The following is a 26,614-nucleotide window of genomic DNA, read 5'->3' as shown; positions in this document are numbered from 1 at the left end:
CACCACGCCCCGGCCGGCCCGGAGCCGCCCGGCATCCGGCATCCGGCCGTCATGAGCGAGAAGCCCCCCCGCGTTCGGGGGGCTTTTCGTGTTCAGGGGGCCTCCCGGGAGGCTCACCCTGCCGCGGCGCGCACGATGAGCGTGCCGATGTGGCCAGGCTTGGGAGCGTGGAGAACCTGCGCGTCGACGTCGTCGAAGCTGGCCCTCAGCAGGAGGTTCCTCCACTTGCGGGGCGTGTAGCTGTAGCGGTAGGTGAACATCGCCTTGCCCGCGAAGCCGCCCTTATACATGCCCTGAGGGCCGTACGCCCCGGGGATGGCCGGGGGCTGGGAGAAGACCAAAACGCCGCCGGGGTTCAGCCGCTCGACGATCAGAGGGAACAACTTGGCCGGGTCGGTGAACCAGACAGCCCCGAAGATTGAATAGATGGCATCGTAGGTCTCCGTGCTGTTGCTGAGGTGTTCGAGCGCTTCGGAGCAGATGAACTGTGCGCCGGTCGGCCCCCAGCGTTCGGTGGTGTGCTCGACCATGACGGGCGAGAGATCAACGCCGGTTGCCTTGATCCCCTGCTGCGCAAGGTATGCCAGCGCCCGCCCGGTGCCGCACCCGATCTCCAGTGCGGTCGTCGGGTCACCCAGGAGCTCAGGGCCCGGCCCATGGCCAGCGTACTGAGTCCAACAGAAGACGGGATCGGAGTCGAACACCTTGTCCTTGGTGCTCTGGGCGTAGGTGTCCCAGAGTTCGCGTTCGGCGTCGATGTCGTGTCGTGCGGGCAACGGGTTTCCTCTACGTGTGCGGCGGGGGTGGGGCCTGCCCCTGTCCTCGGGGGAGGAGGCTGGGGCAGGCGCTCCAGGGCGCGTCAGTGGCTGTCGGGCGCCTTGTTGTCGCAGGGCGAGCAGTCGGAAGCGTCCACTGACCACAACTCGTCGTCGACGTCGAAGCCGTTCCTGCGCAGGAGCTCGGCAGTGCGCATCACGGTGCCATCGCGACGGCGCTCGATCAGTGGTGCGTGGTGCTTGTACGTCCCTCCGTTGTACTGGTCGCAGAAGGCGAAGTAGAGGGGCGTGTCGAGGATGATCTGGTGGACGCCGATATCGACGGTGTAACCGACGCCCATGTCCACGCCGGGGTTCTCCATGGCGGTGATCAGGTACGCGATCCCCTGGCCGAGGATACGCTCGGCGAGGCTGCGGACCGCCACGCTGTCACGGAGCAGGAGCTGTACCTCGCGCTCCCACAGGTCATCCACACCGACATCGGCGACGAGGTGCGGAAGGCGCTGCTGTAGCGCGTTGAGAATGATCCGCGGGTCGCGAGTTCGCATCTGAACGGCTGTGCTCATCGAGTGGTCCTCCTTGTTGTGGGTGCGGGGCGCGGCTTCTTGGTCTCGTCAGCCATCGGCCTCGTCCATCTCGTGCAACTTGCGGTAGACGTTTGCGAGACCTCTCGTAAGCTGGGCCAGCTCGCGCATGTACTCGAAGGCCCTGAAGTGGGTCTCTTCGTGTGTGGGGCGGTGGTTGAGTTCCAGCAGCCGGTACGCTTCCCGGTACATCCCCCGGACTACGGAGTCCTCGTCGAAGCCGAGGTCTCCAGCCAGGAGTTGTTCGAGGTGGCCGATCAGGTCCCGCGTCGTGGCGTCGATCTGCGGGCGTCCAGGCACCGCGAGTGTGACGGCGAGCGCGGTGTCCACGGTCTCGCCGATGACCTCCGGGTCGACAAGGAGACACTCCGTTCCTGGCGACTTGACGTTCTTCGTCCCCATGCCCGCACCCCTTGCCGGCGTCGACCGGTTCTCGTAGCTGACAACATCAAGGAAACCGCTCTGAGTTGGAGCACTCCACGGCATGTGTGCGGCAGCCGTGTGGCACAACCGATGCACGGTGTCCCAGATGGGTAGAGGCAGGTTGATATGTGGAAAGGGGCTGGCATGGGCCTTGCCGAGCGGCGGAAAGTCGTGGGTTACAGTCAGGAGGGTCTCGCCCATGCGCTCGGCGTCGATCGCACAACGGTTGGCCGCTGGGAAAGCGGGAAAACCATGCCTCAGCCGCCGTTACGGCCGCAATTGGCCGAGGCCCTGCAGGTCGACCTCGCCGAACTCGATGCTTTGGTGGTGCAGTCACAACCTCGCCCCAGGAGTCCGCAGGGCCGCCTCCCAGCGGCCGCCGAGGCTGGGGGAGCATCGACGACATGATCCGACGCGAATTTCTGCGCGTGATTGCCGTAACCGGCGCCCTTGCGGCCCTGCCCGCCGACGAGGTCGAAGCCCTCGCTGAAGGGGTGCGTCGGGGAGCATCCGCCGACTTTCTACGCATGAACAGCCACCTGTGGCAGGTGTACCAGCTCGCCCGCTCGAAGGGTTCCGTCTATCCGATCGTGCGGGAGCAACTGGCGGCACTGAACACGACGCTGGATGGCAGATCGGATGTAGAGGCGAGAGTTCTCTGCAGCGCTGCGGGCGACCTCTTCCAGCTCGCTGGGGAACTGGCCTTCGACAGCAACCGCTACATGGACGCTGCGGCGTCCTACACGCTCGCCGCCTCGGCGAGCAAGGAGGCAGGATCGTTCGACCTCTGGGCCTGCGCGCTCGTGCGGCACGCGTACGTCGAGATGTCCGAGCGGCAGTACAACCAGGCCGTAGGCATCCTTGCGGCTGCCGAGAGAATCGCTGGGCGAGGAGACAGCTCGCTGTCAACGCGTCACTGGGTCGCCTCCGTTCAGGCGGAGGCGTACGCCGGCCTGGGCGACCTGGCCGCTTGCGAGCGCGCTCTCGACCAGGCGGAGAAGGTGATCGACCTGGGCGGCCGCGCCCACAATGGCGGCTGGCTCCGCTTCGACGGCTCGCGGCTGGCTGAGGAACGCGGGGCCCGATACGTACAGCTCGGCCGCCTCGACTTTGCTGAGACGGCTCTCATGAGCGCCCTGGACCAAGGCGCCCTTGCTCAGGGGCAGTCGTTTCGCCGTCGCGGAGCTGTCCTTGCGGATCTCGCCGCGATCGGGGCGAAGCGTCGCGACCCCGAGCAGGTCGTCACCTTCGGCCGTGAAGCTCTGCAACTCGCTCGGGAATCTTCCTCCGGCTACGTCGCCCGTAGACTTCAAGACCTACAAGACGAATTCGGCCCCCTTGCTCGCAATGGTCGTGTGGCCGAACTGGGGGCCGAGATCGCCGCTTTGAGCACGACGTGACGAGAGAGGCTGGCATGCCGCAGACCGAGGGCGCGCGACTGTTCCGGGAGACATGGATCGCAGGCGTGCGAAAGCACTTCCCCGGCGAGCCGAAGCCCGGCTACGTGACGCCCTGGGAGGACACCCCGGGGTGGGAGCGCGACGCTGCGGGTGCCGTGTACGAGCAGGTGCGTCAGTTTCTCGACACGAGCGGCGGACACGCGTCGCGACTGACCCGCGAGCAGAAGGGCCGCTTCGTCGCAACCTGCTGGACGGCCCAGATGTTCAAGCACTTCGAGGACCCCAAGCCGGGCTACGTGGCCGACTGGCCCGACCTGCCGGATTGGCAGAAGGAGACCGACTCGGACATCTTCGAGGCGATCGAGAATTCCCTGAAGCAGTGATCCTTGCCACCCCTCGAGGGGTGGCAAGGACCCAAAGCCCGCCGCTTCGCGGCATCACCTACGCCGGCCTCCATGTCGGCCACCACGCCGGGACGCCGGGACGACCCTCGAGCCGCTCTTGTACTGCAGGCCGATCTCGCCGAGCGTCTCACCGGCCTTGACGATGTGGTGTCCGCCGTCCCACAAGACGCCCGGGTCCAGGGTGCCGTTCAGGACGTGCCCGTAGAGCAGGTCTCCGGGGCATTCGGTGGCGTAGCCGTCGCGGTGGCCGGCTATCTCCCAGCCTGCTCCGTGCCGACGCAGGTACGCGATGGCGTCCTGCAGACCGGTGATCATGGCTTGGGGAACGTCGGTGTAGCCCTTGTGGCCGGTGAGCGCGCACACGGCGAAGTGGCTGCGGTTCAGCTCCGGGTTGCCGTTGGCCGCGTTCTGCGCGTTCTTGCCGCGGCCTTCGAAGACGACTCCGTGCTTACAGACCAGCAGGTAGTAGCCGATGTCGGCGTACTTCTCGCCGGTGTCCATGTGTTTGTCCTGGATGGAGCGGACACGCAGCCGGCACTCGAAGTGCCGGTAGTCGAGCTCGAACGACCCCGTGTAGTGGATCTTGACGCCTTCGTTGCTTTCGACCGGGTCGTGCCCGTTCCTGGGTGGCCGGGCGTTCCATTCGGCACGGCGGGCGAAAAACGTGATCCTCCCCGTTTCGCTGCGCTCAACTGTCGCCCAGCGCCGCGGAGTTGATCGGTGTGTGGCCAGGGCAGCTTACCCATGCGGCCGGCGAGGGCTCGCACAGGCGCGCGAAGCGCCCGTCGGGGGTCATGGACTCGCCGCTGTGAGCCCTGGAGGCAATATCGGCGGCTCTCCCGTCGTCCATGTCACCCGTACCGCCATCCGCCGGAAGCGCCAGCCGTCGGCCGTCCGGACGGCTTCGCCGTCGATGCGGCCGCCGACGACGAAGAGTCCCCCGGGTTCCTGGCCGCGCAGTGCCTGCGTCGAGTCGAGGTGTACGTGCGTCATGATCGCGTTCAGTTCCACCGTCGCGCGGTCGCCGTCGAGGCGGATGACGTGATTCGAGCCGACGTGCTGAGTGCGCTCGAACCGCTCGAGGGCCTCACCGGCCCCTTTCACCATCCCGTCGATCCCCTCGTGGCCCCCGAGGGGAGTCTCGGCCCGGATGTCGTCGGTGAACATCGACCGGGCCCACGGCTCGTCGAATTCCCTCGCGTCGAGGGAGAGGAGATAGCGGTCGGCGAGGTCGGTGATCTCGGCGCGGTCGGCGAGGGCCTGAAGCTGATCGTGCAGCGCTTGTGCGGTCATGCGGCGAGCCTGCTACCTCGACCTCGGTTGAGGTCAAGCACTGGTTCTCTGTCCGACCCCTACGCTGCCGCCATGGCATTCTCCCACAACCGGCACTACCACCGGCTCCTCCTCCGGCACGTACCGCGGGGTTGCGGAACGGCGCTTGACGCCGGATGCGGGCGTGGGGAGTTCGCGGAGAAGCTGGCGTCGAGGTCGGGCCGGGTCGATGCGTTCGACCTCGATCAGGGGATGGCGGAGGCCGCGGCCGAGCGGACCGCTCGCATGGGCAACGTCCGCGTACAGCAAGGGGACCTGCGGGAAACGCACGCGGCAGGCAGCGGCACGTACGACTACGTCGCCTGTGTCTCGACGATCCACCACGTCCCCTTCGAGGAGGGGGCCACAGCCCTCCGAGCCGCCCTCGCGCCCGGCGGTACCCTCGTCCTCCTCGGCCTCTACCGGCCCGTGACACTTTCCGACTGGGGCCTCAGTCTCGCCGCCGTCCCCGTCAACGCGGTCTGCCGTGCGGCGCACGCCATTGCCCGTACGCCGCCCCAGGGAACGATGCCCGTGCGGGAAGCGGGCGAGTCTCTCGCCGAGATCAGGCGGGCGGCGGCCACGGCGCTGCCCGGGGCGCGCATCCGGCGGTTGCTGTTCTGGCGGTACGTCCTGGTGTACCGCGAGCCTTAGGCCGTGGAGGCCGCGCTTCCCGCGGAGGCCGGGGAGCGCTGAGGCTTCGCAGGGGCCAGGGAGAGGAGGCTCGTCACCATGTCGCCGAATGCGCCGTCCGGCTCCTGCGCGACGATCCGGCGCGCCAGGTCCGCGCACTCCTCGTCGTACGCCGCGCTCACCACCACCAGCGCCGTGAAGTCGTGCACCAGCTGCAACTCCAGCTCCCCGCGCGGAATGCCCTGCCCGTCAAGCCACGCCAGGGCCGCCGCCTCGCAGAGCCCGATCCAGGAGCGGACTGCCAGGGCCACCCGTGGCCCGGGGTCGGTGACGTCGAGGTGGGCGAGCATGTGGTCGTACGCGGACTGGCGGACCTCGTCGATCATCGCGGTCGCCCGCTCGGAGCCGATGGACGAGCCGCCGCGCAACAGCGCCTCGAAGCCCGGCCCGTGCTCGTCGACGAAGTCGAAGAAGCGCCGGATGACCCGGAGCAGGCGCCCTCCGGGCGGGCCTTCCTGCGGTTCGGCGAAGCGGGCCGTCAGTTCGTCGGCGGCGCGCCGCACCACCTCGTCGTAGAGGCTGTGTTTGCCCGGGAAGTAGTGGTAGACGAGGGGCCGGGATATCCCGGCGGCCGTCGCTATGTCGTCGATGGACACGTCTCCGGGGGGCCGTTGGCTGAAAAGTTCCTGTGCCACGGCTATCAGCTGCTCGCGCCGTTCCTCCACGCCCATTCTGCGCCGGCGCACAACCCCAGTCGTCATGCGCTTACCCTAACCGCCTGCCCACCGTGACCGGCAGGGCAGATGGTGTTGTGTGCAACTAGTCTCAATCGCCGCGGCGATTGATCAGCGGAGCGCTCTGAGCCGTGCTCCGTCGTCGAGGCGGGCATCCAACTCGGAGCGGGCGCCCGCCTTTGCCGGCAGGGCCAGCAGGTGGCCCCGTGCGCTGCCCCGCACACCGCCCGAGGCCGAGATGGCGGCGACCCGCTCGCTGCCCGCTGCCAGTACGTACCACTGCCCGGCGCGCGACTTCCACAGCACCCCCGCCAGCACATGAGGCGCGCGCGGTCCGCAGGCCGCGGTGTCGTCGGCCCGCGCCACGACCGCGCCCGGGAGGCCCGACTGTCCTGCGGGCGGCGGCTGGAACTGGGCCATGACCCTGTTGCCGCCGCCCCGCCAGGTCACCGCGCGCGTGCACACCCAGGCCGCCGTGCCGCCTCCCCCGGGCAGCCGCTGTCGCGCGAACTGCCAGGAGTTCACGGCCCGTACGCCCATGGCGCGCACCGTCGCAAGGTGGCAGGCCGTACGCGACCAGGCCGCGTACGCCTCGCGCCCCGCCACATCGCGCGGCGCCCGGTCCGGACTGCCGTACGTCAGGCGCGCCGGGGTCAGCTCCCCGAGGTCGGTCAGCAGGTGTGCGGTACCGGTGCCGCCCCTCGAAGCATCCCGGGCCGCGCCGCGCTCCGCACCCGCCCGTGCGCGCAACTCCAGCGCGGGCCAGGCCCGGCAGTCGGTCGCGGCCGCCGGACTCGGCAGTGGGTCCGTCACTCCGTGCCCGTCCCGGTGCAGACTCCGCCCCGCGTCACCCGGCCGCAGCAGGTCGCGCAGCTGCACCCCGGACACCCAGGGGGCGGTCAGATAGCGGACATTGTCGTCGGTGCGGCCCACGACGAGGGCGGTGGCCGATGCGGCGCCGGCAGCGTCCGTCCGCGCGAAGTCCAGTACGGCGCCGCCGCCCTCGCCGTCCCTGGGCTCCGCGTACCGCACCACGCGCAGCCCGTCGTACAGCAGCACCACCGCCGCCTCGTCGACCACGCCCGCGTACAGCAGCTGCGCGGGTCCCGGCGGCGGCCCCGAGGCGGTCCCGGGAGTCGCCGACACCCGCACCGACCGGCCGGGGCGCGCCCAGACGGCGAGCGCGCGGCGCTGCAGGGCCTTGTCGCCTGTGCGGTTGCCGCGCGGGGGCCAGGCCGAGAAGTCCGTACGGTCGGAGGTCCGCCAGGCGGCGGGCGCGGCCTTCGCCAGTGCGGCCGGGTCGAGGGCCCGCTCGGAGGCCGGGTCACGGGCGTACGACGGCGCGGCAGCGCCATCCGGGCCCCAGCCGTCGCCGGGCAGCCCGAGCAGCGTGCCGCACACGAGGACGGCTGCGGTCGTGGCGACGGCGGCCCGCAGGTGCTGGCGGCGGCGCAGCAGGTCGGTGGGGCGGGCCTGGAGCGAGCACGGATCGAACTCCGGTGATTCCAGCAGCAGATCGGCCCTGCTGCCCTGCGGCGCGGTCACCCGGGCCGCCGCGATCAGAGCCGCCTGCGCGTCCTTGACCCCCGCCGCCTCCAGCAGCTGACGCGTCTCCCGGTCGGTGAGCCGGTCGAGACCGCGCAGCACGTACGCCGCCCGGGCCGGGGCCGGGAGCGCCGACAGCGCCTGGTCCAGGGCGAGTTCGTCGGCCCCGCCGGAGCGGGGGAACAGCCGCAGGCCCCACACCTGCGGCAGCAGCGGCGGCAGTTGCGCGCGGAGGCGCAGTCCCCGCGGTCCCCGCAATCCCCGAAGTCCCCAGCCGCGCCGCGGCCGCCCGGCTTCCAGCGCGGCCCGCAGCACCCGCAGCCGTACGAAGGCGTACCCGGGCTCGCCCGCTCCCACGGCTCCGACAGCTCCGACGGCCTCGCCCGGCGCGCCACCCGTACGGCTGCGCGGCAGGGCGCGCTGCGCGAGCGCGTGCGCGGTGAGCACCCGGCGGTTCCGGCCGAGCGCCGGCGGCAGCACGAGATACGCGATCCGGACGAGCCGCGGATAGTGCTCGACGAGCGCGGCCTCGGCCTGCTCGAGCCCCACGGGCTCGACCACGGCGGACGAGTGGGTGGCGGCTGTCGCTTCCCGTGAAGTCACGTTCAGCAAAACGAGCGAATCGTCAGATGGTCACCTCGCAGGGCGGCCACGGGCCGCCTCGGAGGGCTGCCGAAGGACCTCGGTTTCCGGTGTCCCGGAATGCACTGTTTCCTCGTGCCGCATCGTCAACTCGATGCGATGTGACGGGGCCGCAGCTCATGGCTGCGGCCCCAGGCGGCGCGTGCGGCGCGTGCGGCGTGGGCGGAGGCGGAGTGCGTGGACGCGGGGAACGCGCCCTACGGGCCGTGGCCGGATGCCTTGGCTGCGGTCTCTTGGGGAGTGGCCGAAGGGCCCCGGCTATCGGTGTCCCGGGATGCGCCGTCTCCTCGTACCGCATGGCCGGCTCGATGCGATGTGACGGGGCCGCAGGCGTGTGCGGCGTACGCGGCGCGCGGAACGCGGAACGCAGCCCACGGGCGGGCTATTTCCGATCGCTTGGCATCGGCATCCTCGCAGGCAGATCCGCTCGTCCGCGGACGCCGAGCTTGCGGTAGATGCTGCTCAAGTGCAGCTCCACGGTGCGTCGTACGACGAAGAGGCGCTCGGAGATCTCCCGGTTGCTCAGCCCCCGTGCCGCCAGGTGAGCCACCCGGCGCTCGGTCGGGGTGAGGGACTCGGGCCCGCAGTGAGCCTGGCTGCGGGGCCGGGCACCGGCCGCGATGAGTTCGGCGCGAGCGAGGCGGACCAGCGCGATCGCGCCGCACTGCTGCGCGCAGGTCGCGGCCTGACGCAGGTGGTGGCGGGCATCCGCGAGCTGGTTGGTCGTACGCAGCGCGGTGCCGAGGTCGGCGAGGGCGCGCGCATGTTCCAGCGACGCATCGGAGCGGCTCAGCGCGGCGACTGCCTCACGCAACAGATCGACGCCCGCGCTTCCCTTCGTCGCCCTGCCTGCCGCCCGCAAGGCCATGCCGATGGCCTGCGTGCTTCCCCACCGGCGCGCCAGGGCCAGTTCCTCCTCGATGAGTTCACGGGCCGCCGAGTTCTTGCCCATCGCCGCATACCCGAGCCCGGCCAGCGACCGCCACGGAATGACGGCGGGATTGGTCACCTGCCAGGAGTCCAGCCGCCGGCCCGCCTGCAGCAGGTCGTCCACGCCCTCCCGGATCTCTCCCGTGGCCAGGCGCAGTCGGCCCCGACTGGTGAGCAGCCACGTACCCAGTAGGTTCGCCGGCACGGTCCGTCCCCCTAGCACGTCCTCGATCACCTGCCCGGCCGCGTCCGGGTCGCCGCTGTCCACCAGGGCGTCCGCCAGCCGCGCTGTTGCGGCCATGGCCATGCCGTCCGCCCGGCGTGAGCCGAACTGGACGAGCGTGTCCCGGCAGGCCCGCGCGTCGTTCTGGCAGTCCTCCAGCCGTCCCAGCCGGTAGTTCACCTCGCTGCGCACGGCGAGTGCCCAGGCACCGCCCAGCGCGGAACGGGTGCGGCGCGCTTGGTCGACCGCCTGGCCGGCGTGGTGGAAGGCGAGTTCGAGTTCACCGGCCACCGCGAGCGTCAGCACGCTCATCGGGTGGTGGAGGGATGCCTCGTTCACTTGTGGGAGGCCGTGATCCAGTGCCCGCGACGCCAGCTTCACCGCCTGCTGCCGGCGCAGGCCCGACATCATCGCGCAGACCGACCACAAGATGCCCAGCGCGTCGTTCTCCGGCTCCTCGGTGAGGTCGACGCGGTCGGCGAGCCGGGCCAACGCCGAATCCGGCGAGGGCAGATGGAACAGGCCCAGCAGAGCCTCCTCGACCTCCAGGCTTGCCGCCACCTCGGGGGAGCGGTCTCGCGCAGGCCCGGCCACGTTCCGCAGCACCCGCATGCCCTCCCCGTAACGCTCGCTCAGGCACAGCAGTCCGGCCAGCCGCCGCGCGGCACCGGCCTGGACCGAGACGTCAGAGGTGACGTGCAGGGCCCGGCGCAGGTAGCCGACGGCCGAGCCGACATCAGCCGGTGGCTGCGCCGAGCCCATGTGCACCATCAGCTCCGACCGTCTTTGAGAGCTCATCGGCTCGCGCAGTGCCGACCGCAGATGGTTCAGCGCGCGGTCGAAGTCACCCTCTGCCGTGGCCTTCGCGGCCACCGCGCACAGCACATCGGCCGCCCACGGCTCGCCGAGCGGACCGGACCGGAGCAGCTGTGCCGCGATGTCGGCCGCGGGCGCGCCCCGGGAATGCAGCAGCCGCGCCGCCCTGGCGCGCAGCACCTGGCCGGTGCCGGGCGCGAGGCCGGCCAGCGCGGCCGCCTGGACCAGAGGCGGCCGCAGGGATACCCGGTCGCGGCACCAGTACAGCAGTCGCGCCGCCACCAGCGCGTCGACCAGCGGTGCCACCCGCGGGGTGGCGAGTTCGGCGGTGGCGACGACGAGGTCCAGTTCGACCGGTTCGCCGAACGCCGCGATCACCTCGACCAGTTCTGCGGCACCGGAACCGCAGGTCGCCAGGGTTCGTCGCAGCCAGGTCAGCACGTCCGGCGGAGGGCTCGCCAACACCTCGCTCAGGACCGCGGAGCTCATCGGTCGTTCCGCTTCCCGCACCGCGCGCAGCACCGCCTGCAGCACCGCCCGCAGCAGCAACGGGTTGCCATCGGTGGCCCGGTGGCACGAGGCGCCGAACTCCTTCTCGACCGGCGTGCCCAGAATGTCTCCCGCGAGGTCGACGACGGCCTCGGTGCGCAGCCCATCGAGGGCGATCCTGTGGTCGAAACGGCTTACGAGGTCGGCGTCGATGACGTCCGTCGGCAGGCTCGTGGTCGCGATGACGAGAACACGCCGGCGACGGATCCTGCGCAGCAGATACGCGAGCCACCGTGCCGAGGCGTCGTCGATCCACCGTAGATCGTCCACCGCGATGACCACCGGGCGGCTCGCCGCCAGATCCATGGCCCTGGCGTAGAGCTCATCCAGGCCATCCAGGCCATCCAGGCCATCCAGGCCATCCAGGCCGGACACGGGCCAGGATCCGTCGACGTCCTCGAACAACTGCCGGACGACGCCGAACCGACAGTCGGCCTCCAGCCGGTCCGCCTCGGCTGCGAAGACGAGCGCCCCCGCGCGCTGGGCCCGTTCGCACGCCGCGCGAAGCAGCGCCGTCCTGCCCATGCCCGCCGCGCCCTGAATCAGCATCCCTGTGCCGTATCCGCCCCAGACTTCAGCGCGCAGCTCGTCGATCGCGCACAATTCGTCCTCGCGCCCCACGAGGTGCACGGATTCCCCACCTTGGCGATTCAATGGGCCCCACCCTGACGGAATTTATCGTGGCTCTTATTCAGAAGGGATGCGCCGAGCGAATGCTCCGTTGAGCCGTTCGCGCCCTACAAGCTGTGATCTATCTCATGGCGAAGCCGGGCAACCTCGGGAACTCCGCCGCAACGACCAGCAGCGGAATAATCCTTCGGTACCCGCCGAGAGGCACCGAAGGCGCAGGGCAGGCAGGCTGATTGAGCGGAAGCATTCCGCACTTCCGCCGGATGAATGATTTATCCGCTGCTTATGTTCTGGAGGTGGTCCGGGTGCCGGGCTCGACTTTGCGCATCATGGCTCCGAGTGGGGACAGACTGGCATTGCGCCTCGCCGGCGAAGCGCCCGTACGAGCCGTGGCGACCAACGTACGGTTCGTCGGCGGCGCTTACAGCCGCGCGTTCCAGATCGGTTCCCGCGGCTATCACGACTTCGTCCGCAAGCACGTGATCAAAGCGGCCCCGACGGACCGGTTCGTCGTCAAGGGGCGCGAGACCGTCGTCGCCGCCAGCGCGGACGGCAACACCACGCTGGTCACCCTGAAGGAGCGGTACCACGAGCTGATGACGGTCTTCACCGGCCCCGCGCCGAGCCGACAGACGCTGATCGGCCTGTTCGGCACGCTGGAGATCGAGGACCACCCCCGCGGCATGCGCGTGCGCCCGGAACGCTTCACGCAGGGCGACACCGCACTGGAGCAGGTGGCCGTCGTCGTGGCCGACCGGGGCACGATCGTCGTTCCCGGACCGCGGCAGGCCGGACGGATGGTGCCCAAGCACCGAGGCAAGTCCACGCGCCACGGCGAGCTGTGGCGGGTGCCGCTGCCCGGGCGCGCCGGCTCCGCCAGCGAGCACGACTACCTGTATGTCGTCGCCGGAACGAAGGGCGCCGCCCAGGTACGGATCGACCCGGGGTCCGGGCTCGGCACCGCCGCCCTGCTGGACTGGGTGGACGGGATCGACGCCGCCTGGACCGCGGCCTGAGGCGATCGCGCATCCATGTCTGCCACCCTCGCTCTGGTGATCCTCAGTTGGATCGCGATCGTCATTCTCTATCTCGCTCTCGCCGCGGTGCTGCGAGAAGTGCGGATGCTGCGGCGGCGGTTGGACGAGCGGGCCGGCACCGCGGTGCCCCCCGCAGAACTGGTGCTGCCCCCGTCGTTCGTGGAACGCATCGCGGAACCGGGCCGGGAGCGAACGGTGCTGGTCGCCGACGCCGGCTGCCCCCTGTGCCGGCACGCCGCCGCCGTCCTTGCGGAGATGGCGACACCCGACTTCCGGCCGGTGCTGCTCACCTACGAGCCGCCGGAGCGGTGGTCGTCGCTGCCCGACGCGCTGGAGCTCGTCCAGGACCGCGACGCGTGGTCGTCGCTGGCCCACCTGAGTCCGCCCGTACTCCTGACCGTCGGCACCGACGGCACCATCGGCTCGCTGCACCTCCCGAGCAGCGAGCGCGACATCGCCGGTGCACTCGCGGTCACCCCCTCGGCCCCACCGATGGAAAGGTCGTCGTGATGACGTCACACCTGGCTGAAATACCCTTGGTCAACCGGAATGATGACGGTGACCTGCAGCCCACCACGGCGCTCCGCGGGCTGAAGAAGCCCGCCTCGCGCAGAAGTGTGCTGCGCGGCATGGCCGCATCGGCGCTCACCGTGGGGGCTCTCTCGCTCACCTGGGGCAACAGCGGGCGGGCCTTCGCCGAGGAGAGTCCGGGCGGGCTGACGGGCTGGGACCGCAACGACTGCAAGGACGCCTACCCCAGCGGCTATGACGAGCAGGCGGACGAGGGCGGTCAGTTCAAGGACGCCCCCGGGGCGTGCTTCGGCGGGCCGGTCTCCAGCGATTACTGCGACGCCAACGGCTGGTATCGCGCCGACGAGGTGACGGAGGGTGACAAGGTCACCAAGTACGCGCCGGTTTCCACGATGTGCGGCGAGAGTGAGCAGAAGAACGCGTGGAAGTGGACGACTCCGGACGGCAAGGCGTACCGGTGCTCCGACGGGGAGATGACGGTGACTGCCGGCGGTGAGACCAACACCGTGTTCAGTATCTGCCGGGCTCTGGTGTCATGAGGCCGGCTCGCCGTCTGACCTGGCATCCCGCGACCGCAGCAGCACTGATCACTGCCGCCGCGGTCGCGGGCGTGGCCACCGCGCTGCCGCTGCCCGGCGCGGGGACGCACTCGCTGTGGCCCTGGCTGGTGACCGGCGCCGCGGCGGGGTTCGCGACCAGCGGCTCCACTTGAAGCCGCAACTCAGCCTCCGTGCTGGGCTCGTCGGTCTGGCGAGGTCTGCCCCCTTATGCTTTCGCGCTCGGCCTGGTGCTGGGCGGAGTGATCAGTGGCCTTGGTGTGATGCTCGTCGGTTCCGTGCTGCGCGCGGTGCTGCCGGTGACCGTCGTGGCCGGGGCCACCCTGGTGGTGCTGGTGGTGCTGGCCGCCCGGGAGTTCGGGTGGCCGCGGTTCCCGCTCCCGCAGAACGCCCGGCTGGTCCCGGAGACCGTGTTCCGGCACGGCCGGTTCTTCGGTCCGCTGCAGTTCGGGATCGAGATGGGCACCGGCATGCGCACCTACGTGCCGTCCGGACTGCCCTACGCGGCTCTGGTGCTGGTAGCGGGGTTCGCCGGGCCCCTCACGGCGCTTGCGGCCGGTGCGGCGTTCGGTCTCGGCCGGGCGGCGATGACCATCGGCTCGCTGTACTACGGCGCCGGCGGTGAGTGGGACCTGGCTTGGAGCACCTGGGAGAAGTGGCTGAAGGTCACGCTCGTGCTGGCCTTCACCGCGGGCCAGGCGGTGCTCGTGCTGCCGCTGCTGGTTCAACCGTAAAGGAGACGACGGAAGATGAACTGGACGCTGCTCGGCGCCGTCGGCGCCACCGGCAGCGGGTTCGTCCTGCTGAACGCCGGGTGGTGGAAACTGCGCCACCGCCCGGCGTTCGCGCTGGTGCTGAGCGAGCACGGGCGGGTCGTGGCCGCCAACGTCACCTGGCTGGCGTGGGCGCTGCCGGTCGCCGAGCTCGCGCTGGGCCTGGGGGCGATGACGCTCGTCCTGCCGCCGGCGACCCGCGGGGGACTGGTGTTCCCGCCGACGTGGCTGCCGATGCTCGGCATGGTCGTGCTGGGCGGGATCTTCGCCGGGTACGCCGGCGTGCAACTGAGGCGCGGCGGGCATCCGCGCTGCGGCTGTCTGGACAGCCACGACCGGTTCGGCCCGCACACCGTGCTGCGCGCACTGGCGATCAGCCTCGGCGGACTGGGCGGGCTCGCCGGCCGGCTCACCGACGCCGACCGGACCGGCCCGCTGCCATCGCCCGTGTGGGCGATGACCGTCGTCGCCGGAGGTCTGATGGTGGCGGTCGTCCTCCAGGTCGGGCTGCCGCTGGTCGCGAATTCCAGGGGATCAGCGGTCGGTGACTCAGCGGGCGGTGGCTCAGCGGTCGGTGGCTCAGCGGACGGTGATCGACGCCTGCCCCGCGGGCACCAACTGGCCGATCACCGGCGCACCCGGCACCTCACCGGCGACCAGCAGCCCCCCTGACGTCTGTGCGTCGGCCAGCAGCAGCTGTTCGATCTCACCGACGGCCCCGAAGCCGACGTGGGGCTCCACCCAGGCGAGGTTGCGCCGGGTGCCACCACTGACAAAGCCGTCCTTCGCCGCTTCCCTCGCACCGTCCAGATAGCCCACCGCGTCGGCGTGCAGCACCGCCGAGACCCCACTCGCCCGGACCAGCTTGTAGAGATGACCCAGCAGACCGAATCCCGTGACATCAGTGGCACATCGCACCTCTGCCGAAACGGCGGCGGCGCTCGCGCGGTCGTTGAGCTCCGTCATCGCCGCTATCGCCTGCGGAAAGACCTCGCCCGTGGCCTTGTGCCGGGTGTTGAGTACCCCGATGCCGAGCGGTTTGGTCAGCGAGAGCGGCAGACCGGGGCGGCCGGAGTCGTTGCGCAGCATGCGATCGAGATCGACGACGCCGGTCACCGCCATGCCGTACTTGGGTTCCGCGTCGTCCACGCTGTGCCCGCCACCGACCGGGCAGCCCGCGGCGCGCGCGGTGTCCGCCCCGCCGCGCAGCACTTCGGCGGCCAGCTCCATGGGCAGCGTCTCCCGGGGCCAGCACAGCAGGTTGACCGCCACCACCGGACGCCCACCCATGGCGTACACATCGGACAGCGCGTTGGCCGCGGCGATACGGCCCCACGTATAGGGATCGTCCACGACGGGCGTGAAGAAGTCGGTGGTCGCCACCACGCCGCTCGAGGAGTCGAGGGCGACCACGGCTGCGTCGTCCCCGTGCTCCGCACCGACCACCAGATGCTCCGAAGGCCGGGCGAGGCCGGCGAGCACCTCCTCCAGTTCCCCCGGCGGAATCTTGCACGCACAGCCGCCGCCGCGCGCGTACTGGGTCAGGCGGACCTCGGTACCGCTGATCGACTCCATGACTCCAGCCAATCACACGTTCTTCCCACGCAGGGAAGCCCTCAACGTGGAGGCGTATGGCGCCTGGTGGCGCCCGCGGTCTTCAAAACCGACGTGGCCGGGGCTCCCGGCCAGGCGGGTTCGATTCCCGTCCGCCTCCGCCAGACTTCCACGACGGGCGCCATCGATGACTGATCCAAGGCGCCGTGTTCCCCGCACCGACGCGCTGCTCGCCGCACCGGAACTGCACTCTGCCATCACCCACTTGGGGCGAGACGCGGTCAAAGGCGTCGTCCACGCCGCGCAAGAGCGGGCCAGGCGGGGCGAGATCGCCCCCGGCGAGGTGCTCGCCGAGGTTGGGCGGACCTTGCCGCAGACCGCGAGCAGCCTGCAGGCGGTGATCAACGCGACCGGGGTCGTCGTGCACACCAACCTCGGCCGTGCCCCGCTGTCGGCCGCGGCCGTCGACGCCCTCGTCACGGCCGCCGGGTACACCGACGTCGAGTTCGACCTTGCCTCCGGCAGCCGGGCACGCCGTGGCCGCGGCGTGCGCGAGGCGCTGCTGGCGGCCGTGCCCGAGGCGGGTGACGTGCACGTGGTGAACAACAATGCCGCCGCGCTGGCGCTGGCCGCCGTCACCCTCGCCGGGGGGCGGGAGATCGTGATCAGCAGGGGCGAACTGGTCGCGATCGGCGATGGCTTCCGGCTGCCCGAGCTGATGGAGAGCACGGGCGCCCGGCTGCGCGAGGTCGGTACGACGAACCGGACCACCCTGGACGACTACCTCTCGGCGGTCGGTCGGGACACCGCGTTCGTACTGAAGGTGCATCCGTCCAATTTCGTGGTGACCGGTTTCGTGCAGTCGGTCGGCGTCGCCGCTCTGTCCGCACTCGACGTTCCGGTTGTGGTCGACGTCGGATCCGGACTGCTGCGGCGGGACTCCGTACTGCCCGAGGAACCCGACGTGCAGAGCGCATTGCGGGCCGGCGCGGCGCTGGTGACCGCGAGTGGGGACAAACTGCTGGGTGGTCCGCAGGCCGGCCTGATCTTCGGCGAGGCCGGCATGGTCCGGCAGTTGGCCCGGCATCCACTGGCTCGCGCGCTGCGGACCGACAAGCTGACGCTGGCCGCGCTGGAGGCGACCGTGCGTGGCCCGCGCCCACCGGTCGTGCAGGCGCTGTACGCCGAGCCGGCCGGACTGCGGGCGCGCGCCCAGCGGATGGCGGCTCAGCTGTCCGGTGTGGACGCGCGCATCGTGGCCTCGACGGCCATGGTGGGTGGCGGCGGGGCGCCGGACGTGGTGCTGCCCAGCGTGGCGCTCAGCCTGCCCGAGCGGTACGGCGCGGCGCTGCGTGCCGGCACGCAGCCGGTCGTGGGCCGGGTGATGGACGGTCGTTGCCTGCTCGACCTGCGCACGATCGATCCGCACCAGGACGACCAGGTCGTCGACGCCGTGCGCACCGCGTCGTGATCGTCGTAGCCACCGCCGGGCATGTCGACCACGGCAAGACAGCCCTGGTCCGCGCACTCACCGGCCGTGACCCGGACCGGCTCGCCGAGGAGCGACGCCGTGGGCTCACCCTGGATCTCGGGTTCGCGTGGTGCGACCTGCCGAGCGGGCGGCGGGCCGCCTTCGTCGACGTGCCGGGACACGAGCGGTACCTGCACACCATGCTGGCCGGACTCGGCCCCGTCCGTGCCGCGCTGCTGGCGGTGGCCGCGGACCAGGGCTGGGCCGCACAGACCGCCGAACACACCGACGCCCTGGCCGCCTTCGCCGTGCCGCAGCTGATTCTCGTGATCACCCGCTGCGACCTGGCCGATCCCGGACCCACGGCGGCCGTCGCCCGTCGTGAGCTGCTCATGCGCGGCCTCCCGGCCCCGGCCCCGGTGGCGACGAGCGCGCACACCGGCCAGGGTCTCGATGCGCTGCGCTCCGCGCTCGACCAGCTCGCTCCGGCGTTCCCGCCATGTCCGGGACCGGTACGGCTGTGGGTGGACCGGGCCTTCACCGTCTCCGGCGCGGGCACCGTGGTGACCGGCACGCTGCTCGGCGGAACGCTGCGCGTCGGGGATCGGGTCGAGCTCTGCCCATCCGGTGCGGAGGGCCCGATCGCGACCGTCCGGGGACTTCAGGTGTGCGAGCGATCCGTGACGGAGGCCTCCGGGCCCACCCGCCTCGCGGTCAACCTCCGGCGCGTTCCGCTCGACGCGGTGCCCCGCGGCAGCGCCCTGCTCACTCCGGACGCATGGGTCGCCGGCACGCTGGTCGACGTCCGGCTGCACGCCATCGGCGCGAGCGCGAATCCACCGGCGCTGCCGGCCGAGGTCATGTGCCACCTCGGCACGGCCCGTCGCCCCGCCCGGCTGCGCCGGCTCGCCGACGACCTCGGCCGGCTCCGGCTGTCCGCACCGCTGCCGCTCCATGTGGGAGACCGGCTCGCGGTGCGCGACCCCGCCACCCGTGCGGTGCTGGGCGCAACCGTGCTGGACCCGATGCCCCCGCACATGGCCGGTCGCGGCGCGGCAGGGCGGCGCAGGGCGGCACTGGAATCCGCGACCGGAAGACCGCTGCTCGCCGACGAGCTCACCCGCCGCGGCTTGGTCCGCAGCGCCGACGTGCGCCGTCTCGGCATCCCCTTGCCCGCCGGCCGGCCGGAGCAGGAATGGCTGATCGACCCCGAACACCGGCGGCAGCTCGCCGAACGCCTGCTGATCCTGGTGTGGACTCACCACGAACAGCAGTCCGCCACGGCAGCGGAACTCACCAGGGAACAGATACGGGACGCACTGGGACTCCCCGGCACCCGCGTCATCGACCTCATCATGTCGCCCCAGCTCAGGGAAGACCACGGGCGCATCGGCCTGGCCGAAGCCCCCCTGCCGGCCGCATTGCACAGAGTCGCCGAGATCGCCCACCGGGAACTCGCCGCAGCGGGCCCTCGAGCGCCGACCGCCCACCGGTGGCGCGAGCTCGGGGTCAGCGCCGCCGAACTCCATGCGCTGACCCGGCACGGTGTGCTCGTGCGACTGGCACCGGATGTCTATCTCACCCCGGACGCGATAGAGCAGGCCATCGCCGTACTCCAGCGGCTGCCCGCACCCTTCCGCGTAAGCCACGCACGAACCGCCCTGGCCGCACCACGACGCGTCGTCGTCCCCCTGCTGGAACACTTCGATCGCCAAGGCATCACCGAGAAAGTCACCGACGACGGCCACCGACGACTGCGCCGGCCAACGCACCGTGCAACGACCTGACGCGGACGGCTCAGTGCCGCGCCACCAGCTCGACGCCCACGACCGTCAGGCCGATGACCGTGTCCAGCGTGCCTGCCACCGGGGCCGCGACCGGATGGCCCGTGCTCATCCGGCGGGAGCGGGGTCCGGGGAGCCCGCAGAGCCCTTGGCCTCCTCCGGCTCCGTCAGTTCCCAGCCGCTGAACTCGACCGTCCCGCGCGCGCCGTTCCCGCCGTTCGCCGCCGACATGAACAGCCCCACGTCCTGCCGGCCGGCCGCGCCCGGCACGGAAACCCTCCCCACCGTGCGCCAGCCGGCGCCGCCGTCCGCCGAGAACTCCCCGGTGTACGCGCCCGAGTCCGCGTCGCGCGAGAGCCGGAGCAGAACCGGGGCCCGTACGCCCGTGACGCGCTGGTAGGCGTCCAGCGTTCCGTCGCCGTTCGTGTCGTACGACAGGACCACCCCGTTGGCCGGGGTCACCGACAGGTTGAGGAAGCCGGGGGAGCCGGCTGTCGCGAGGCTGTTGCGGGCGATGAGCCCGGACCGCGCCCAGGGGCCCGTGACGGCCTGCGCGTCGACCCGTACGGTCACCGCTGTGCCGCCCGCCAGCGCGCCCTCGCGGTAGACGGCGCCGAACTCCGCCGTCGCACGCCACAGATCCGCGCCCGCCCCGTCGATGCCGATGCGGTCGTCGAGCTGTCCGAAGACGGCCTCGTTGTTGGTGACGGTCCTCCAGCCGTCCGCCAGCGGGCCCGCCACCCACAGCGCGCCGGGGTGGACGACCCGCACCCGGTCCTCGCCCTCCGGGCCGTACTCCGTGCTCAGGTCGTACGGCAGCGGTTTCAGCGGCCGGTCCAGGGGCTTGTCGGGGGCGGTCGCGCGCCAGCGGACCGTGCCGCTGCCGCCCGGCTCCACGCGCGGCAGCGATGGGGAGCCCTCGGGCTCGGCGTCGACGCCGGACAGGGTGAAGTCGACGCGGCCGGTTGCGGACAGGCCGTTGACGTTGCGGAAGGCGGCAGCGACCTGCGCGGCGCCGCCAGGCGGCAGCGTGGACGGCTCGGCGGTGACCGTCACCAGGCCCTGGTACGGGGCCGTGGCCAGCACGTCGCGCACCCGCCGCGCCGTGCGGTACGCGTCGCTCACCGGCCGCAGCGGATAGCCCTTGCGCTCGCGCGTCCACGGTTCCTCGACCGCGTACCAGTCGAAGGACTTCGGCGCGCGGTTCTCGGCGAGGGCGTCCTCCAGTTCCTCGAGGTAGGCCCGCCACTGGGGGAGGTGGAAGTCGCCGATGAGGCCGTTCCAGTCGCGGTTGGCGTAGTTGGCGAGCCGCCCGCCGTCCGCCGTGACCCGGTCCGCCCAGGTGGTGACGAGCACCCGCGCCGTCCGCTCCAGCCGCGCCGACTCGGTCTCACCCGTGGCCATCCGCCTGGCGTCCTCCAGCCACGGCCCGAGGAGGAAGAGGCGGTGCGCCCCGGTCACGTCCTCGCTCAGCGCCATCAGCTTCAGCCACAGCCGGGCCAGGACGCGGAAGGTGCCCAGGTCCTTGCGCTCGTAGGCGGTCCGCAGCTGCGGCAGCAGCTGCCAGGAGCGGTTCGCGAGGGCCTGGCGCGCGGCGTCGGTGAGGTCGTAGCGGTACGCGTCCGAGCCGCGCAGCCCCTCCCGTACGCCGAGCAGCGCGGCGAACGCGGCGTCGAACCCGGCCGGGTCGAAGGCGGGGGTGTGGGTGGCGTAGTACGTGCCGGAGGCGGCGGTGAGGCTGGGGCGGGAGGCGAAGATGGAGTCGTGCGGGCGGCCGTCCCGGCTGCTGATCTCGTACGCGGTGTCGCGCAGGGCGGCGAAGGCATCGCGCGCGTGCCCGTCGCGTCCGCCGTACCGCAGGTCCGCATAGCCGTCGAACCAGGCGGCGCGCTCGACCGGCTCGCTCCGCCAGGCCAGCTCGCTGAAGAGCTCCAGGGCCGCCGGGTCGCGTTCGACGGCCTCGGGCATGTAGGCGACGCCGGTGAGCCTGCTGCCCGGCTTGTCGCGCCAGGCGGTGAAACGCTCCGCCCACATATGGGTCTTGGCGCCGATCGTCGTGCGCCCGCCGAAGTTGGGGATGGTGCCGAAGGCGTACGGCGTGCCGCCCCAGTCGTCCTCGCGGTCGGTCACCGTCTCCAGGTCGGAGAGCCCGTCCACGACCAGCATCCGGTCCTTGTCGACGGCGTCGAGGAGGTCGCGGCGCGGGTTGTCCTGCCAGCCGAGGATGACCCAGGTGGCGCCGGGCCGGGCGGTCTGCAGGGCCCGCTCAACGGCGCGCGCCGCGTCCGGCACGGGCACGTCCCCCGCGCTGCCGCCCTCGTGCAGCAGGTCCATCTTGAAGTGGGATGCGGGGCCGAAGAGTTCTTCCTGGTGGCGGTAGAAGGCGGCGGCCACCTCGCGGAAGGCCTCGGTCCGCGGGTCGAGCCAGTCCGGGCGCTTCAGGCCCGCCCAGGTGCCCTGCGGGACGGTACGGGCCCCGGGGTTGCGGTCCGCGAAGCCGTCGGGGACGGTTCCGAAGTAGCCGGGGAGCACCGGCGCCATGCCGAGCTCGCGCATCCGGCCGGTGATCCTCCGGCCCAAGTCGGTCCGCCTGGCGAGGAGTTCGGGGCTGATCGGGCCGCCGTACGCGCTCATGTTCTGCAGCAGCCACCACGGCTGGTGGGAGGGGGCGGGGAGCCAGGCCCGCGCCTCCTCGTCCGAGTAGCCGAAGTCCTGGAGGAGGCGGTGGTAGACGGCTTCCTGGCCCGGGGTGACGAGGATCTGGTTGAAGCCGTGCAGCGCCATGACGTCGATGAGCCGCTCCCAGCGCGGCCAGTCGGCGTACGGGCCCGTGTAGCCGTCGTGTGTGTCGTTGAACGCGAAGCGGCTCTGCACGGTCGCGGACCGCTCGAGGGGGCGGGCGGGCGCGGGCAGCCGGCGCGGGAGGTTCGCTTGCGTGCCCGCCCAGGAGATGAGCGCCCCGCAGACGTACTTGAGATACCAGTGGACGCCGGTGAGCAGCACCGCGGGGCTGGTGCCCGACACCTCGATACGGCCGGTGGAGCCGGAGACGCGGAAGCGCTCGCGCCCTTCGTTCCCCCCGGCGAGCACCTTCAGCCGGAACTGGTCGGCGTGGCGGGGCAGCAAACGCCCCAGCGCGGCCAGCGCCGGGGCGGTGATGAGCGTCTTCGGTTCTGCGGCGGCCGCGGGCGGGCCGCTGCCGAGGGCCGCGGCGGCGCCGAGCGCTCCCGCGGTCCCGAGCAGAGTCCGTCTGGCCATCCGGCGGCTGAGCGGATCGGTCACGTGCGCTCCCCACTGTGCGTAACGATGCGGTGGTGCGGCGTCATGTGTGTGCGGGGTGCACGTTAATGAGGGGGCCAAGGGGGAGCAATGGGGCGCGCGACGGGGGCGCCCGGAGGGGGAGCTGAGTGATCCGTCCGCGGTTCCCGTAGGGGGAAGTGGCGGCGTGTGCCGTCATGCCTTGAGTTGAGTCCCGTCAGGAGGTCATCGATGCGAGCACTGAGGCGTATTCCGAGCCGTGCCGCCGTCCTGTCCGCCGTGCTGCTGCTCGCGGCCGGGTGCGGCGGCGGGGAGGACGACGGCGAGAAGGTGCCGAAGACGGCGACGGGGACCGTGGAGCAGCTGGCCGAGAAGGCCAAGTGCAAGCCCGATATGCAGATCGACGCGACGGAGATCCGGCAGGGCATCTGCAAGACGCGGGGCGGGAAGTACGTGCTGGCGACGTTCAAGACGAACATCGGCCAGCAGAACTGGCTGAGCAGTGCGCAGGCCTACGGCGGCTCGTATCTGGTGGGCCGCAAGTGGGTCGCGGTGGGCGATCCGAAGGTGATCGGAACGCTGCGCGGCCGGCTCGGCGGGGAGGTCGAGACCGCACCCGCGCACGGCGGTCACTCCTCTGGCGGAGGTCCTTCGCGCAAGGGTCACAGCGGCCATCAGGGATAACGACCGGGCTCCCCCAGCTTCCGCTGGGGGAGCCCGAGAACCGCTGTCCGGTCAGGGTCTGCCGGACGGCTCTACTGGCACTGCCGTCCCTCGTTGATGCAGTCCACAGCCTCCTGCATCAGGTCTTCGGAGAAGACGTTGATGAAGTCACCGTGGTCGGTGATCGGCTTGTGCAACTGGTCCGGGAAGGAGTCGACCGCGAAGTTGGGCTCCGGCTGGACGTCGTAGACGAGCCGCTGCACGAGCTGCGGAATCGCCTGGAAGCCGTTGTCGCAGGAGCCGTCCTCATTGGCGAAGTCGACGTGCGTACGGTGGTTGGCGCTGTCGATGTTCTGACCGTCCCAGCAGCTCTGGAACTTGGACGTGCGCACCACCTGCTCGCCCTCCGGGCAGAGCGGGTACTTGTCCTTCAGCTGCACCTGGTCCTCGAATCCGGTGCAGCTCCACGAGGCATTGGCGTTGGCGTCTCCGTTGGTGAATGCCTTGGCGTCGCCGGTGATGATGCGCAGGAACCGCGGCATCGCCACGACGTCGCCGGCCGGGTTGCCCTTGAGTTCGAGAGTCACCTCCGACGGCGTCTGGATCGTGCCGATGTTGCCGTCCTGACCACCGCCGGGAGCATTCGCGTCCTGCTCGTCCTGGCCGTCCTGCACGCGCAGCACCGGCCAGAAGTAAGTGGACTGGTCTCCCTGGTTCTGGCAGCTGGTATCACCGTTGGCGAGGTCGTCGTCACTCACGAAGGCGCCGGTTTCCTGGTTGCCCACGTAGTCGTGCATGTGCTGGGCACCGTTGCTCACGCCAGGGGCGACGATGACGTTGTCCGAGTTGCGGTTCGCGTTCTCGTTGACGCCGCAGTTGGTGGTGAAGGTGCCGGTCGAAGCGCCCTGCTGCTCCTGCGGCTCCTGGACGTTCGGCTCGACCTGGGTGATGTCGACGAAGTCCTCGGGGGAGGGCCCGCCGGCCTGTGCTTCGCCGCCGCCCTGGTCCTGTCCGGCCTGGTCCTCGCCGCCTTGGTCCTGGCCGCCGTCCTGGACCTGGCCGTCGTCGGCCTGGTTCTGGCCGTCGTCCGCGACGGCACCGCCCTCCTTGAGCTGGCACTCGGCCATCTGGTCGAGGCCCTCGGGGGCGTCGTTGCCGATGGACGAGGAGATGTCATCGATGGTGGTCCTGCGCTGTTCCGCTAGCGGATCGAGAACCGAGTTCTGCACGAAGTTCGGATCACTTTCCGCGGCATCCCGGTTCTGGACCATCTTCTCGTACGCATCGCCGACCTGCGTGTCGAGCTCCGCGAGCTTGTTGTCCACCTCCGGCTGCGCATCTTGCGGTACTTCGGTTATCTGATCTCGCACCTCCGGACAGTCGATGGTTGAGGCATTTTGGACCTCGGCCGGCTGTTCCTGGGAGGAGTCGCCCCCCTGACCGGCGGAGGCGGAGACATTGATGGCAATCAGTCCACCGCCTCCCAGCAGGAGGGCGGCCGCCGCGGCGATCGCCCTGCCTGCCACAGGGGAGCGTTTGTGCGATTTGAGTTTCATGGAACCCCTCTACGTCGTTCCGGAAGATGGGGGGCCTCCCGGTTCGGAGAAGCTCCGTTTCATACGGCGAGGGGTGGGGCCGCGTTCAGGAGCGGATGCGGGTTCGTGGGATTCGCCAACGGCATTTGGTCCCAGGGCCGGTCATATCGGGCCGGTCCGGCTAAGCGGTCCTGGGGGGCGACGGCCCCGCCCCAGCGGCGCACTTCAGCGCAAAGTGAGTATTTCTGGCGCTAATTTACATATTCATACTTAGCGTTTTTGCTCTTCTGCGCCCTGATTGCGCCCTTTTGGTGTCTATCTCATATTCGGTTCTCTGGGAAGTGGCGGGGTGTCAGGGCGGCGCCGCGGGCCCACCGCAGTGGCAAGGCCTATCGGCATGGCGCGCCTCCCTGTTTCTGCGCACTCCTCCGCATAGGGCATCTCATGTCCGGAATCCGGGCCGGGACAACCGGCGTCCGCCGAGCTGGGTGTGGCATGCACGCGATCAACCAACGAAAGGCGAAACGATGCCGTTCATCATTCTCATAGCCCCGAGCGTGGGTCCGGCCGCGGGGGGCAATACGGTCAGCCTCCTCGGTTCCGGCTTCACGGGGGCTACCGCGGTCAAGTTCGGGGCGACCAACGCCTCGAGTTTCACCGTGTGGACTGACAACGTGATCACCGCTGTGGCCCCGCCCGGTACCGGCACCGTCGGGGTGAAGGTGTCCACACCCGCCGGAACCAGCAACTCCGTCCAATACGCCTACATCCCGGCGCCGGTGCCGGTGCCGGTGATCACCTCGGTATCGCCCATCTCGGGGCCGGCTGCCGGTGGAAACGCCGTTACCATCACCGGTTTCGGCTTCACCGGTGCGACAGCGGTCAAGTTCGGCACGGCCAACGCCATCAGCTTCACGGTGACGGGCGACAACACCATCACGGCTGTGGCCCCGCCCGGCACCGGCACGGTAGGCATCACCGTCATCACCCCGGCCGGAGTGAGTAACTCCGTGTCGTACACCTATGTCCCGCCCGCACCGGCGCCACCGGTTCTCACGGCCCTCAGCCCGACTTCGGGCCCAGTCGGCGGGGGCAACCCGGTCTCGCTCACCGGCTCCGGGTTCACCGGTGCCACGAGCGTGACGTTCGGAGCCGTCCCGGCGGCCGGCTTCACCGTGCACTCCGACAGTTCCATCACCGCGATCGCTCCCCCCGGGACCGGTACGGTCCAGGTCAGCGTCACCACTCCGCACGGCACCAGCAACACCCAGGCGTACACCTACGCGCCTGTGACACCCACGCTCACCAGCCTGGTCCCGGAGACCGGGCCGGCCGCGGGCGGCACCCTCGTCGTGCTCAACGGTTCCGGGCTCAGCGGCGCCACGAGCGTGAACTTCGGCACCACCCCGGCGACCGAATTCAGCGTGGTGTCGGACAGCGCGATTGCTGCCATCACGCCCGCGGGCACCGGGACTGTCCTTGTCACCGTGGACACGCCCCTGGGCACCAGCAACACGCTGCCCTTCGTCTACGCTCCGGCCCCTCCGCCGAGCATCAACAGCCTGGTTCCGGATACCGGTCCGGCGGCCGGCGGCAATCTGGTCTTCATCGACGGCTCCGGGTTCACCGGCGCCACCGCGGTGGACTTCGGCACCACACCGGCCGACGGCTTCGTGGTGGTGGGGGACGACGTGATCGCGGCCACCGCACCGGCGGGCACCGGCACTGTTCAGGTCCAGGTCACCACGCCCAGCGGCACCAGTAACGCCGTAGCGTACGTGTATACCTGATCCGCTGCGATCCGCTCAGTGGAGGGGCCTCGGAGCCGGAGCCCCCCCGCGCCTCCGGCCG

Annotated in this window: 25 protein-coding genes and 1 tRNA gene; 15 read left to right on the top strand and 11 right to left on the bottom strand. The window is 70.8% G+C overall.

The features are described from left to right. Window positions 1-113 precede the first annotated feature (113 nt). From ACTWP8_RS00130 to ACTWP8_RS00120, 3 genes are all read right to left on the bottom strand, one after another. Entirely contained in the window at window positions 114-776 is a 663-nt protein-coding gene (locus tag ACTWP8_RS00130; protein ID WP_443320070.1) for a class I SAM-dependent methyltransferase, read from the bottom strand. Between the two features lie 83 nt (window positions 777-859). Continuing rightward, window positions 860-1,342 carry a hypothetical protein gene (locus ACTWP8_RS00125; RefSeq protein ID WP_443320069.1) on the bottom strand — a complete coding sequence of 161 codons (483 nt, stop codon included), beginning with the start codon at window positions 1,340-1,342 and terminating at the stop codon, window positions 860-862. 48 nt (window positions 1,343-1,390) lie between these two features. Continuing rightward, a complete protein-coding gene (locus ACTWP8_RS00120; protein WP_443320456.1) occupies window positions 1,391-1,984 on the bottom strand; it encodes a hypothetical protein in 594 nt (197 codons plus the stop codon). Between ACTWP8_RS00120 and ACTWP8_RS00115 the strand changes: the two genes are divergently transcribed. The 3 genes from ACTWP8_RS00115 to ACTWP8_RS00105 are packed head-to-tail and all read left to right on the top strand — an operon-like array spanning window position 1,910 to window position 3,566. Continuing rightward, window positions 1,910-2,191, top strand: a complete 282-nt coding sequence (locus tag ACTWP8_RS00115; protein ID WP_443320068.1) for a helix-turn-helix transcriptional regulator — start codon at window positions 1,910-1,912, stop codon at window positions 2,189-2,191. The genes ACTWP8_RS00120 and ACTWP8_RS00115 overlap by 75 nt on opposite strands. Then, window positions 2,188-3,183 (top strand): transcriptional regulator, encoded by a 996-nt coding sequence (locus tag ACTWP8_RS00110; protein ID WP_443320067.1) that lies wholly within the window; start codon window positions 2,188-2,190, stop codon window positions 3,181-3,183. The genes ACTWP8_RS00115 and ACTWP8_RS00110 overlap by 4 nt, the downstream gene beginning before the upstream one ends. Before the next feature lie 14 nt (window positions 3,184-3,197). Then, a complete protein-coding gene (locus tag ACTWP8_RS00105) occupies window positions 3,198-3,566 on the top strand; it encodes a hypothetical protein (RefSeq protein WP_443320066.1) in 369 nt (122 codons plus the stop codon). A 54-nt stretch (window positions 3,567-3,620) separates the two neighbouring features. On the opposite strand, the gene ACTWP8_RS00100 is transcribed toward ACTWP8_RS00105, so the two are convergent. Together ACTWP8_RS00100 and ACTWP8_RS00095 are read right to left on the bottom strand one after the other, a co-directional pair. Then, the gene (locus ACTWP8_RS00100; RefSeq protein ID WP_443320430.1) at window positions 3,621-4,169 is read right to left on the bottom strand and encodes a peptidoglycan recognition protein family protein; all 549 of its coding nucleotides are present in this window, start codon (window positions 4,167-4,169) and stop codon (window positions 3,621-3,623) included. A gap of 210 nt (window positions 4,170-4,379) precedes the next feature. Next, complete coding sequence (locus ACTWP8_RS00095) at window positions 4,380-4,880, bottom strand: nuclear transport factor 2 family protein (protein WP_443320065.1); 501 nt, start codon at window positions 4,878-4,880, stop codon at window positions 4,380-4,382. 72 nt (window positions 4,881-4,952) lie between these two features. On the opposite strand from ACTWP8_RS00095, the gene ACTWP8_RS00090 reads away from it, so the two are divergent. Next, window positions 4,953-5,552: a class I SAM-dependent methyltransferase gene (locus ACTWP8_RS00090; protein WP_443320064.1), complete on the top strand. Its 600-nt coding sequence runs from the start codon at window positions 4,953-4,955 to the stop codon at window positions 5,550-5,552. On the opposite strand, the gene ACTWP8_RS00085 is transcribed toward ACTWP8_RS00090, so the two are convergent. The 3 genes from ACTWP8_RS00085 to ACTWP8_RS00075 form a co-directional block, all read right to left on the bottom strand. Then, entirely contained in the window at window positions 5,549-6,292 is a 744-nt protein-coding gene (locus ACTWP8_RS00085) for a TetR/AcrR family transcriptional regulator (protein WP_443320063.1), read from the bottom strand. The two genes, ACTWP8_RS00090 and ACTWP8_RS00085, sit on opposite strands and share 4 nt — an antisense overlap. Before the next feature lie 84 nt (window positions 6,293-6,376). Beyond that, window positions 6,377-8,413: a hypothetical protein gene (locus ACTWP8_RS00080; protein WP_443320062.1), complete on the bottom strand. Its 2,037-nt coding sequence runs from the start codon at window positions 8,411-8,413 to the stop codon at window positions 6,377-6,379. Window positions 8,414-8,834: 421 nt separating this feature from the next. Next, complete coding sequence (locus tag ACTWP8_RS00075; RefSeq protein ID WP_443320061.1) at window positions 8,835-11,600, bottom strand: AAA family ATPase; 2,766 nt, start codon at window positions 11,598-11,600, stop codon at window positions 8,835-8,837. Between the two features lie 329 nt (window positions 11,601-11,929). On the opposite strand from ACTWP8_RS00075, the gene ACTWP8_RS00070 reads away from it, so the two are divergent. The 6 genes from ACTWP8_RS00070 (at window position 11,930) to ACTWP8_RS00045 (ending at window position 15,170) form a co-directional block, all read left to right on the top strand. Continuing rightward, the gene (locus tag ACTWP8_RS00070; protein WP_443320060.1) at window positions 11,930-12,616 is read left to right on the top strand and encodes a hypothetical protein; all 687 of its coding nucleotides are present in this window, start codon (window positions 11,930-11,932) and stop codon (window positions 12,614-12,616) included. Between the two features lie 15 nt (window positions 12,617-12,631). Further along, window positions 12,632-13,147: a hypothetical protein gene (locus ACTWP8_RS00065; protein WP_443320059.1), complete on the top strand. Its 516-nt coding sequence runs from the start codon at window positions 12,632-12,634 to the stop codon at window positions 13,145-13,147. Then, on the top strand, window positions 13,147-13,707 hold the full coding sequence (locus ACTWP8_RS00060) for a hypothetical protein (RefSeq protein WP_443315852.1): 561 nt from the start codon (window positions 13,147-13,149) through the stop codon (window positions 13,705-13,707). Before ACTWP8_RS00065 ends, ACTWP8_RS00060 begins: the two co-directional genes overlap by 1 nt. Further along, entirely contained in the window at window positions 13,704-13,880 is a 177-nt protein-coding gene (locus ACTWP8_RS00055; RefSeq protein ID WP_443320058.1) for a hypothetical protein, read from the top strand. Before ACTWP8_RS00060 ends, ACTWP8_RS00055 begins: the two co-directional genes overlap by 4 nt. Before the next feature lie 108 nt (window positions 13,881-13,988). Continuing rightward, the gene (locus tag ACTWP8_RS00050) at window positions 13,989-14,459 is read left to right on the top strand and encodes a hypothetical protein (RefSeq protein ID WP_443320057.1); all 471 of its coding nucleotides are present in this window, start codon (window positions 13,989-13,991) and stop codon (window positions 14,457-14,459) included. Window positions 14,460-14,474: 15 nt separating this feature from the next. Next, window positions 14,475-15,170 (top strand): MauE/DoxX family redox-associated membrane protein, encoded by a 696-nt coding sequence (locus ACTWP8_RS00045; RefSeq protein WP_443320056.1) that lies wholly within the window; start codon window positions 14,475-14,477, stop codon window positions 15,168-15,170. Here ACTWP8_RS00045 and selD read toward each other — a convergent pair. Then, on the bottom strand, window positions 15,078-16,073 hold the full coding sequence (gene selD / locus ACTWP8_RS00040; protein WP_443320055.1) for a selenide, water dikinase SelD: 996 nt from the start codon (window positions 16,071-16,073) through the stop codon (window positions 15,078-15,080). The genes ACTWP8_RS00045 and selD overlap by 93 nt on opposite strands. Before the next feature lie 48 nt (window positions 16,074-16,121). Between selD and ACTWP8_RS00035 the strand changes: the two genes are divergently transcribed. The 3 genes from ACTWP8_RS00035 to selB all read left to right on the top strand — a co-directional run bounded on the left by ACTWP8_RS00035 (window position 16,122) and on the right by selB (window position 19,310). Then, window positions 16,122-16,216 (top strand) — tRNA-Sec (locus ACTWP8_RS00035). Window positions 16,217-16,239: 23 nt separating this feature from the next. Beyond that, complete coding sequence (gene selA, locus ACTWP8_RS00030) at window positions 16,240-17,523, top strand: L-seryl-tRNA(Sec) selenium transferase (RefSeq protein ID WP_443320054.1); 1,284 nt, start codon at window positions 16,240-16,242, stop codon at window positions 17,521-17,523. Beyond that, entirely contained in the window at window positions 17,520-19,310 is a 1,791-nt protein-coding gene (gene selB, locus ACTWP8_RS00025; RefSeq protein WP_443320053.1) for a selenocysteine-specific translation elongation factor, read from the top strand. Before selA ends, selB begins: the two co-directional genes overlap by 4 nt. A 105-nt stretch (window positions 19,311-19,415) precedes the next feature. On the opposite strand, the gene ACTWP8_RS00020 is transcribed toward selB, so the two are convergent. After that, window positions 19,416-22,565 (bottom strand): alpha-N-acetylglucosaminidase, encoded by a 3,150-nt coding sequence (locus ACTWP8_RS00020; protein WP_443320429.1) that lies wholly within the window; start codon window positions 22,563-22,565, stop codon window positions 19,416-19,418. A 231-nt stretch (window positions 22,566-22,796) separates the two neighbouring features. Between ACTWP8_RS00020 and ACTWP8_RS00015 the strand changes: the two genes are divergently transcribed. Then, window positions 22,797-23,249: a hypothetical protein gene (locus ACTWP8_RS00015; protein WP_443320052.1), complete on the top strand. Its 453-nt coding sequence runs from the start codon at window positions 22,797-22,799 to the stop codon at window positions 23,247-23,249. A 71-nt stretch (window positions 23,250-23,320) separates the two neighbouring features. Here the strand turns inward: ACTWP8_RS00015 and ACTWP8_RS00010 are convergent, their stop codons facing one another. Next, window positions 23,321-24,598 (bottom strand): DUF1996 domain-containing protein, encoded by a 1,278-nt coding sequence (locus ACTWP8_RS00010; RefSeq protein ID WP_443320051.1) that lies wholly within the window; start codon window positions 24,596-24,598, stop codon window positions 23,321-23,323. 692 nt (window positions 24,599-25,290) lie between these two features. Here ACTWP8_RS00010 and ACTWP8_RS00005 point away from each other — a divergent pair. Next, window positions 25,291-26,553 (top strand): IPT/TIG domain-containing protein, encoded by a 1,263-nt coding sequence (locus ACTWP8_RS00005; RefSeq protein ID WP_443320050.1) that lies wholly within the window; start codon window positions 25,291-25,293, stop codon window positions 26,551-26,553. Window positions 26,554-26,614 lie beyond the last annotated feature (61 nt).

This window comes from Streptomyces sp. 7N604 (assembly GCF_052245475.1).
GTDB lineage: Bacteria > Actinomycetota > Actinomycetes > Streptomycetales > Streptomycetaceae > Streptomyces.
Note: the sequence above shows the minus strand (reverse complement) of the source record. Positions and strands in the feature narration are given on the sequence as shown.

What these genes read in the sequence shown, in the direction of transcription:
- ACTWP8_RS00125 (WP_443320069.1), bottom strand. Translation starts at nt 1,342, where the DNA reads ATGAGCACAGCCGTTCAGATGCGAACTCGCGACCCGCGGATCATTCTC.
- ACTWP8_RS00115 (WP_443320068.1), top strand. Translation starts at nt 1,910, where the DNA reads ATGTGGAAAGGGGCTGGCATGGGCCTTGCCGAGCGGCGGAAAGTCGTG.
- ACTWP8_RS00120 (WP_443320456.1), bottom strand. Translation starts at nt 1,984, where the DNA reads ATGGGCGAGACCCTCCTGACTGTAACCCACGACTTTCCGCCGCTCGGC.
- ACTWP8_RS00110 (WP_443320067.1), top strand. Translation starts at nt 2,188, where the DNA reads ATGATCCGACGCGAATTTCTGCGCGTGATTGCCGTAACCGGCGCCCTT.
- ACTWP8_RS00105 (WP_443320066.1), top strand. Translation starts at nt 3,198, where the DNA reads ATGCCGCAGACCGAGGGCGCGCGACTGTTCCGGGAGACATGGATCGCA.
- ACTWP8_RS00095 (WP_443320065.1), bottom strand. Translation starts at nt 4,880, where the DNA reads ATGACCGCACAAGCGCTGCACGATCAGCTTCAGGCCCTCGCCGACCGC.
- ACTWP8_RS00090 (WP_443320064.1), top strand. Translation starts at nt 4,953, where the DNA reads ATGGCATTCTCCCACAACCGGCACTACCACCGGCTCCTCCTCCGGCAC.
- ACTWP8_RS00085 (WP_443320063.1), bottom strand. Translation starts at nt 6,292, where the DNA reads ATGACGACTGGGGTTGTGCGCCGGCGCAGAATGGGCGTGGAGGAACGG.
- ACTWP8_RS00070 (WP_443320060.1), top strand. Translation starts at nt 11,930, where the DNA reads ATGGCTCCGAGTGGGGACAGACTGGCATTGCGCCTCGCCGGCGAAGCG.
- ACTWP8_RS00065 (WP_443320059.1), top strand. Translation starts at nt 12,632, where the DNA reads ATGTCTGCCACCCTCGCTCTGGTGATCCTCAGTTGGATCGCGATCGTC.
- ACTWP8_RS00060 (WP_443315852.1), top strand. Translation starts at nt 13,147, where the DNA reads ATGACGTCACACCTGGCTGAAATACCCTTGGTCAACCGGAATGATGAC.
- ACTWP8_RS00055 (WP_443320058.1), top strand. Translation starts at nt 13,704, where the DNA reads ATGAGGCCGGCTCGCCGTCTGACCTGGCATCCCGCGACCGCAGCAGCA.
- ACTWP8_RS00050 (WP_443320057.1), top strand. Translation starts at nt 13,989, where the DNA reads ATGCTCGTCGGTTCCGTGCTGCGCGCGGTGCTGCCGGTGACCGTCGTG.
- ACTWP8_RS00045 (WP_443320056.1), top strand. Translation starts at nt 14,475, where the DNA reads ATGAACTGGACGCTGCTCGGCGCCGTCGGCGCCACCGGCAGCGGGTTC.
- selD (WP_443320055.1), bottom strand. Translation starts at nt 16,073, where the DNA reads ATGGAGTCGATCAGCGGTACCGAGGTCCGCCTGACCCAGTACGCGCGC.
- selA (WP_443320054.1), top strand. Translation starts at nt 16,240, where the DNA reads ATGACTGATCCAAGGCGCCGTGTTCCCCGCACCGACGCGCTGCTCGCC.
- ACTWP8_RS00020 (WP_443320429.1), bottom strand. Translation starts at nt 22,565, where the DNA reads ATGGCCAGACGGACTCTGCTCGGGACCGCGGGAGCGCTCGGCGCCGCC.
- ACTWP8_RS00015 (WP_443320052.1), top strand. Translation starts at nt 22,797, where the DNA reads ATGCGAGCACTGAGGCGTATTCCGAGCCGTGCCGCCGTCCTGTCCGCC.
- ACTWP8_RS00005 (WP_443320050.1), top strand. Translation starts at nt 25,291, where the DNA reads ATGCCGTTCATCATTCTCATAGCCCCGAGCGTGGGTCCGGCCGCGGGG.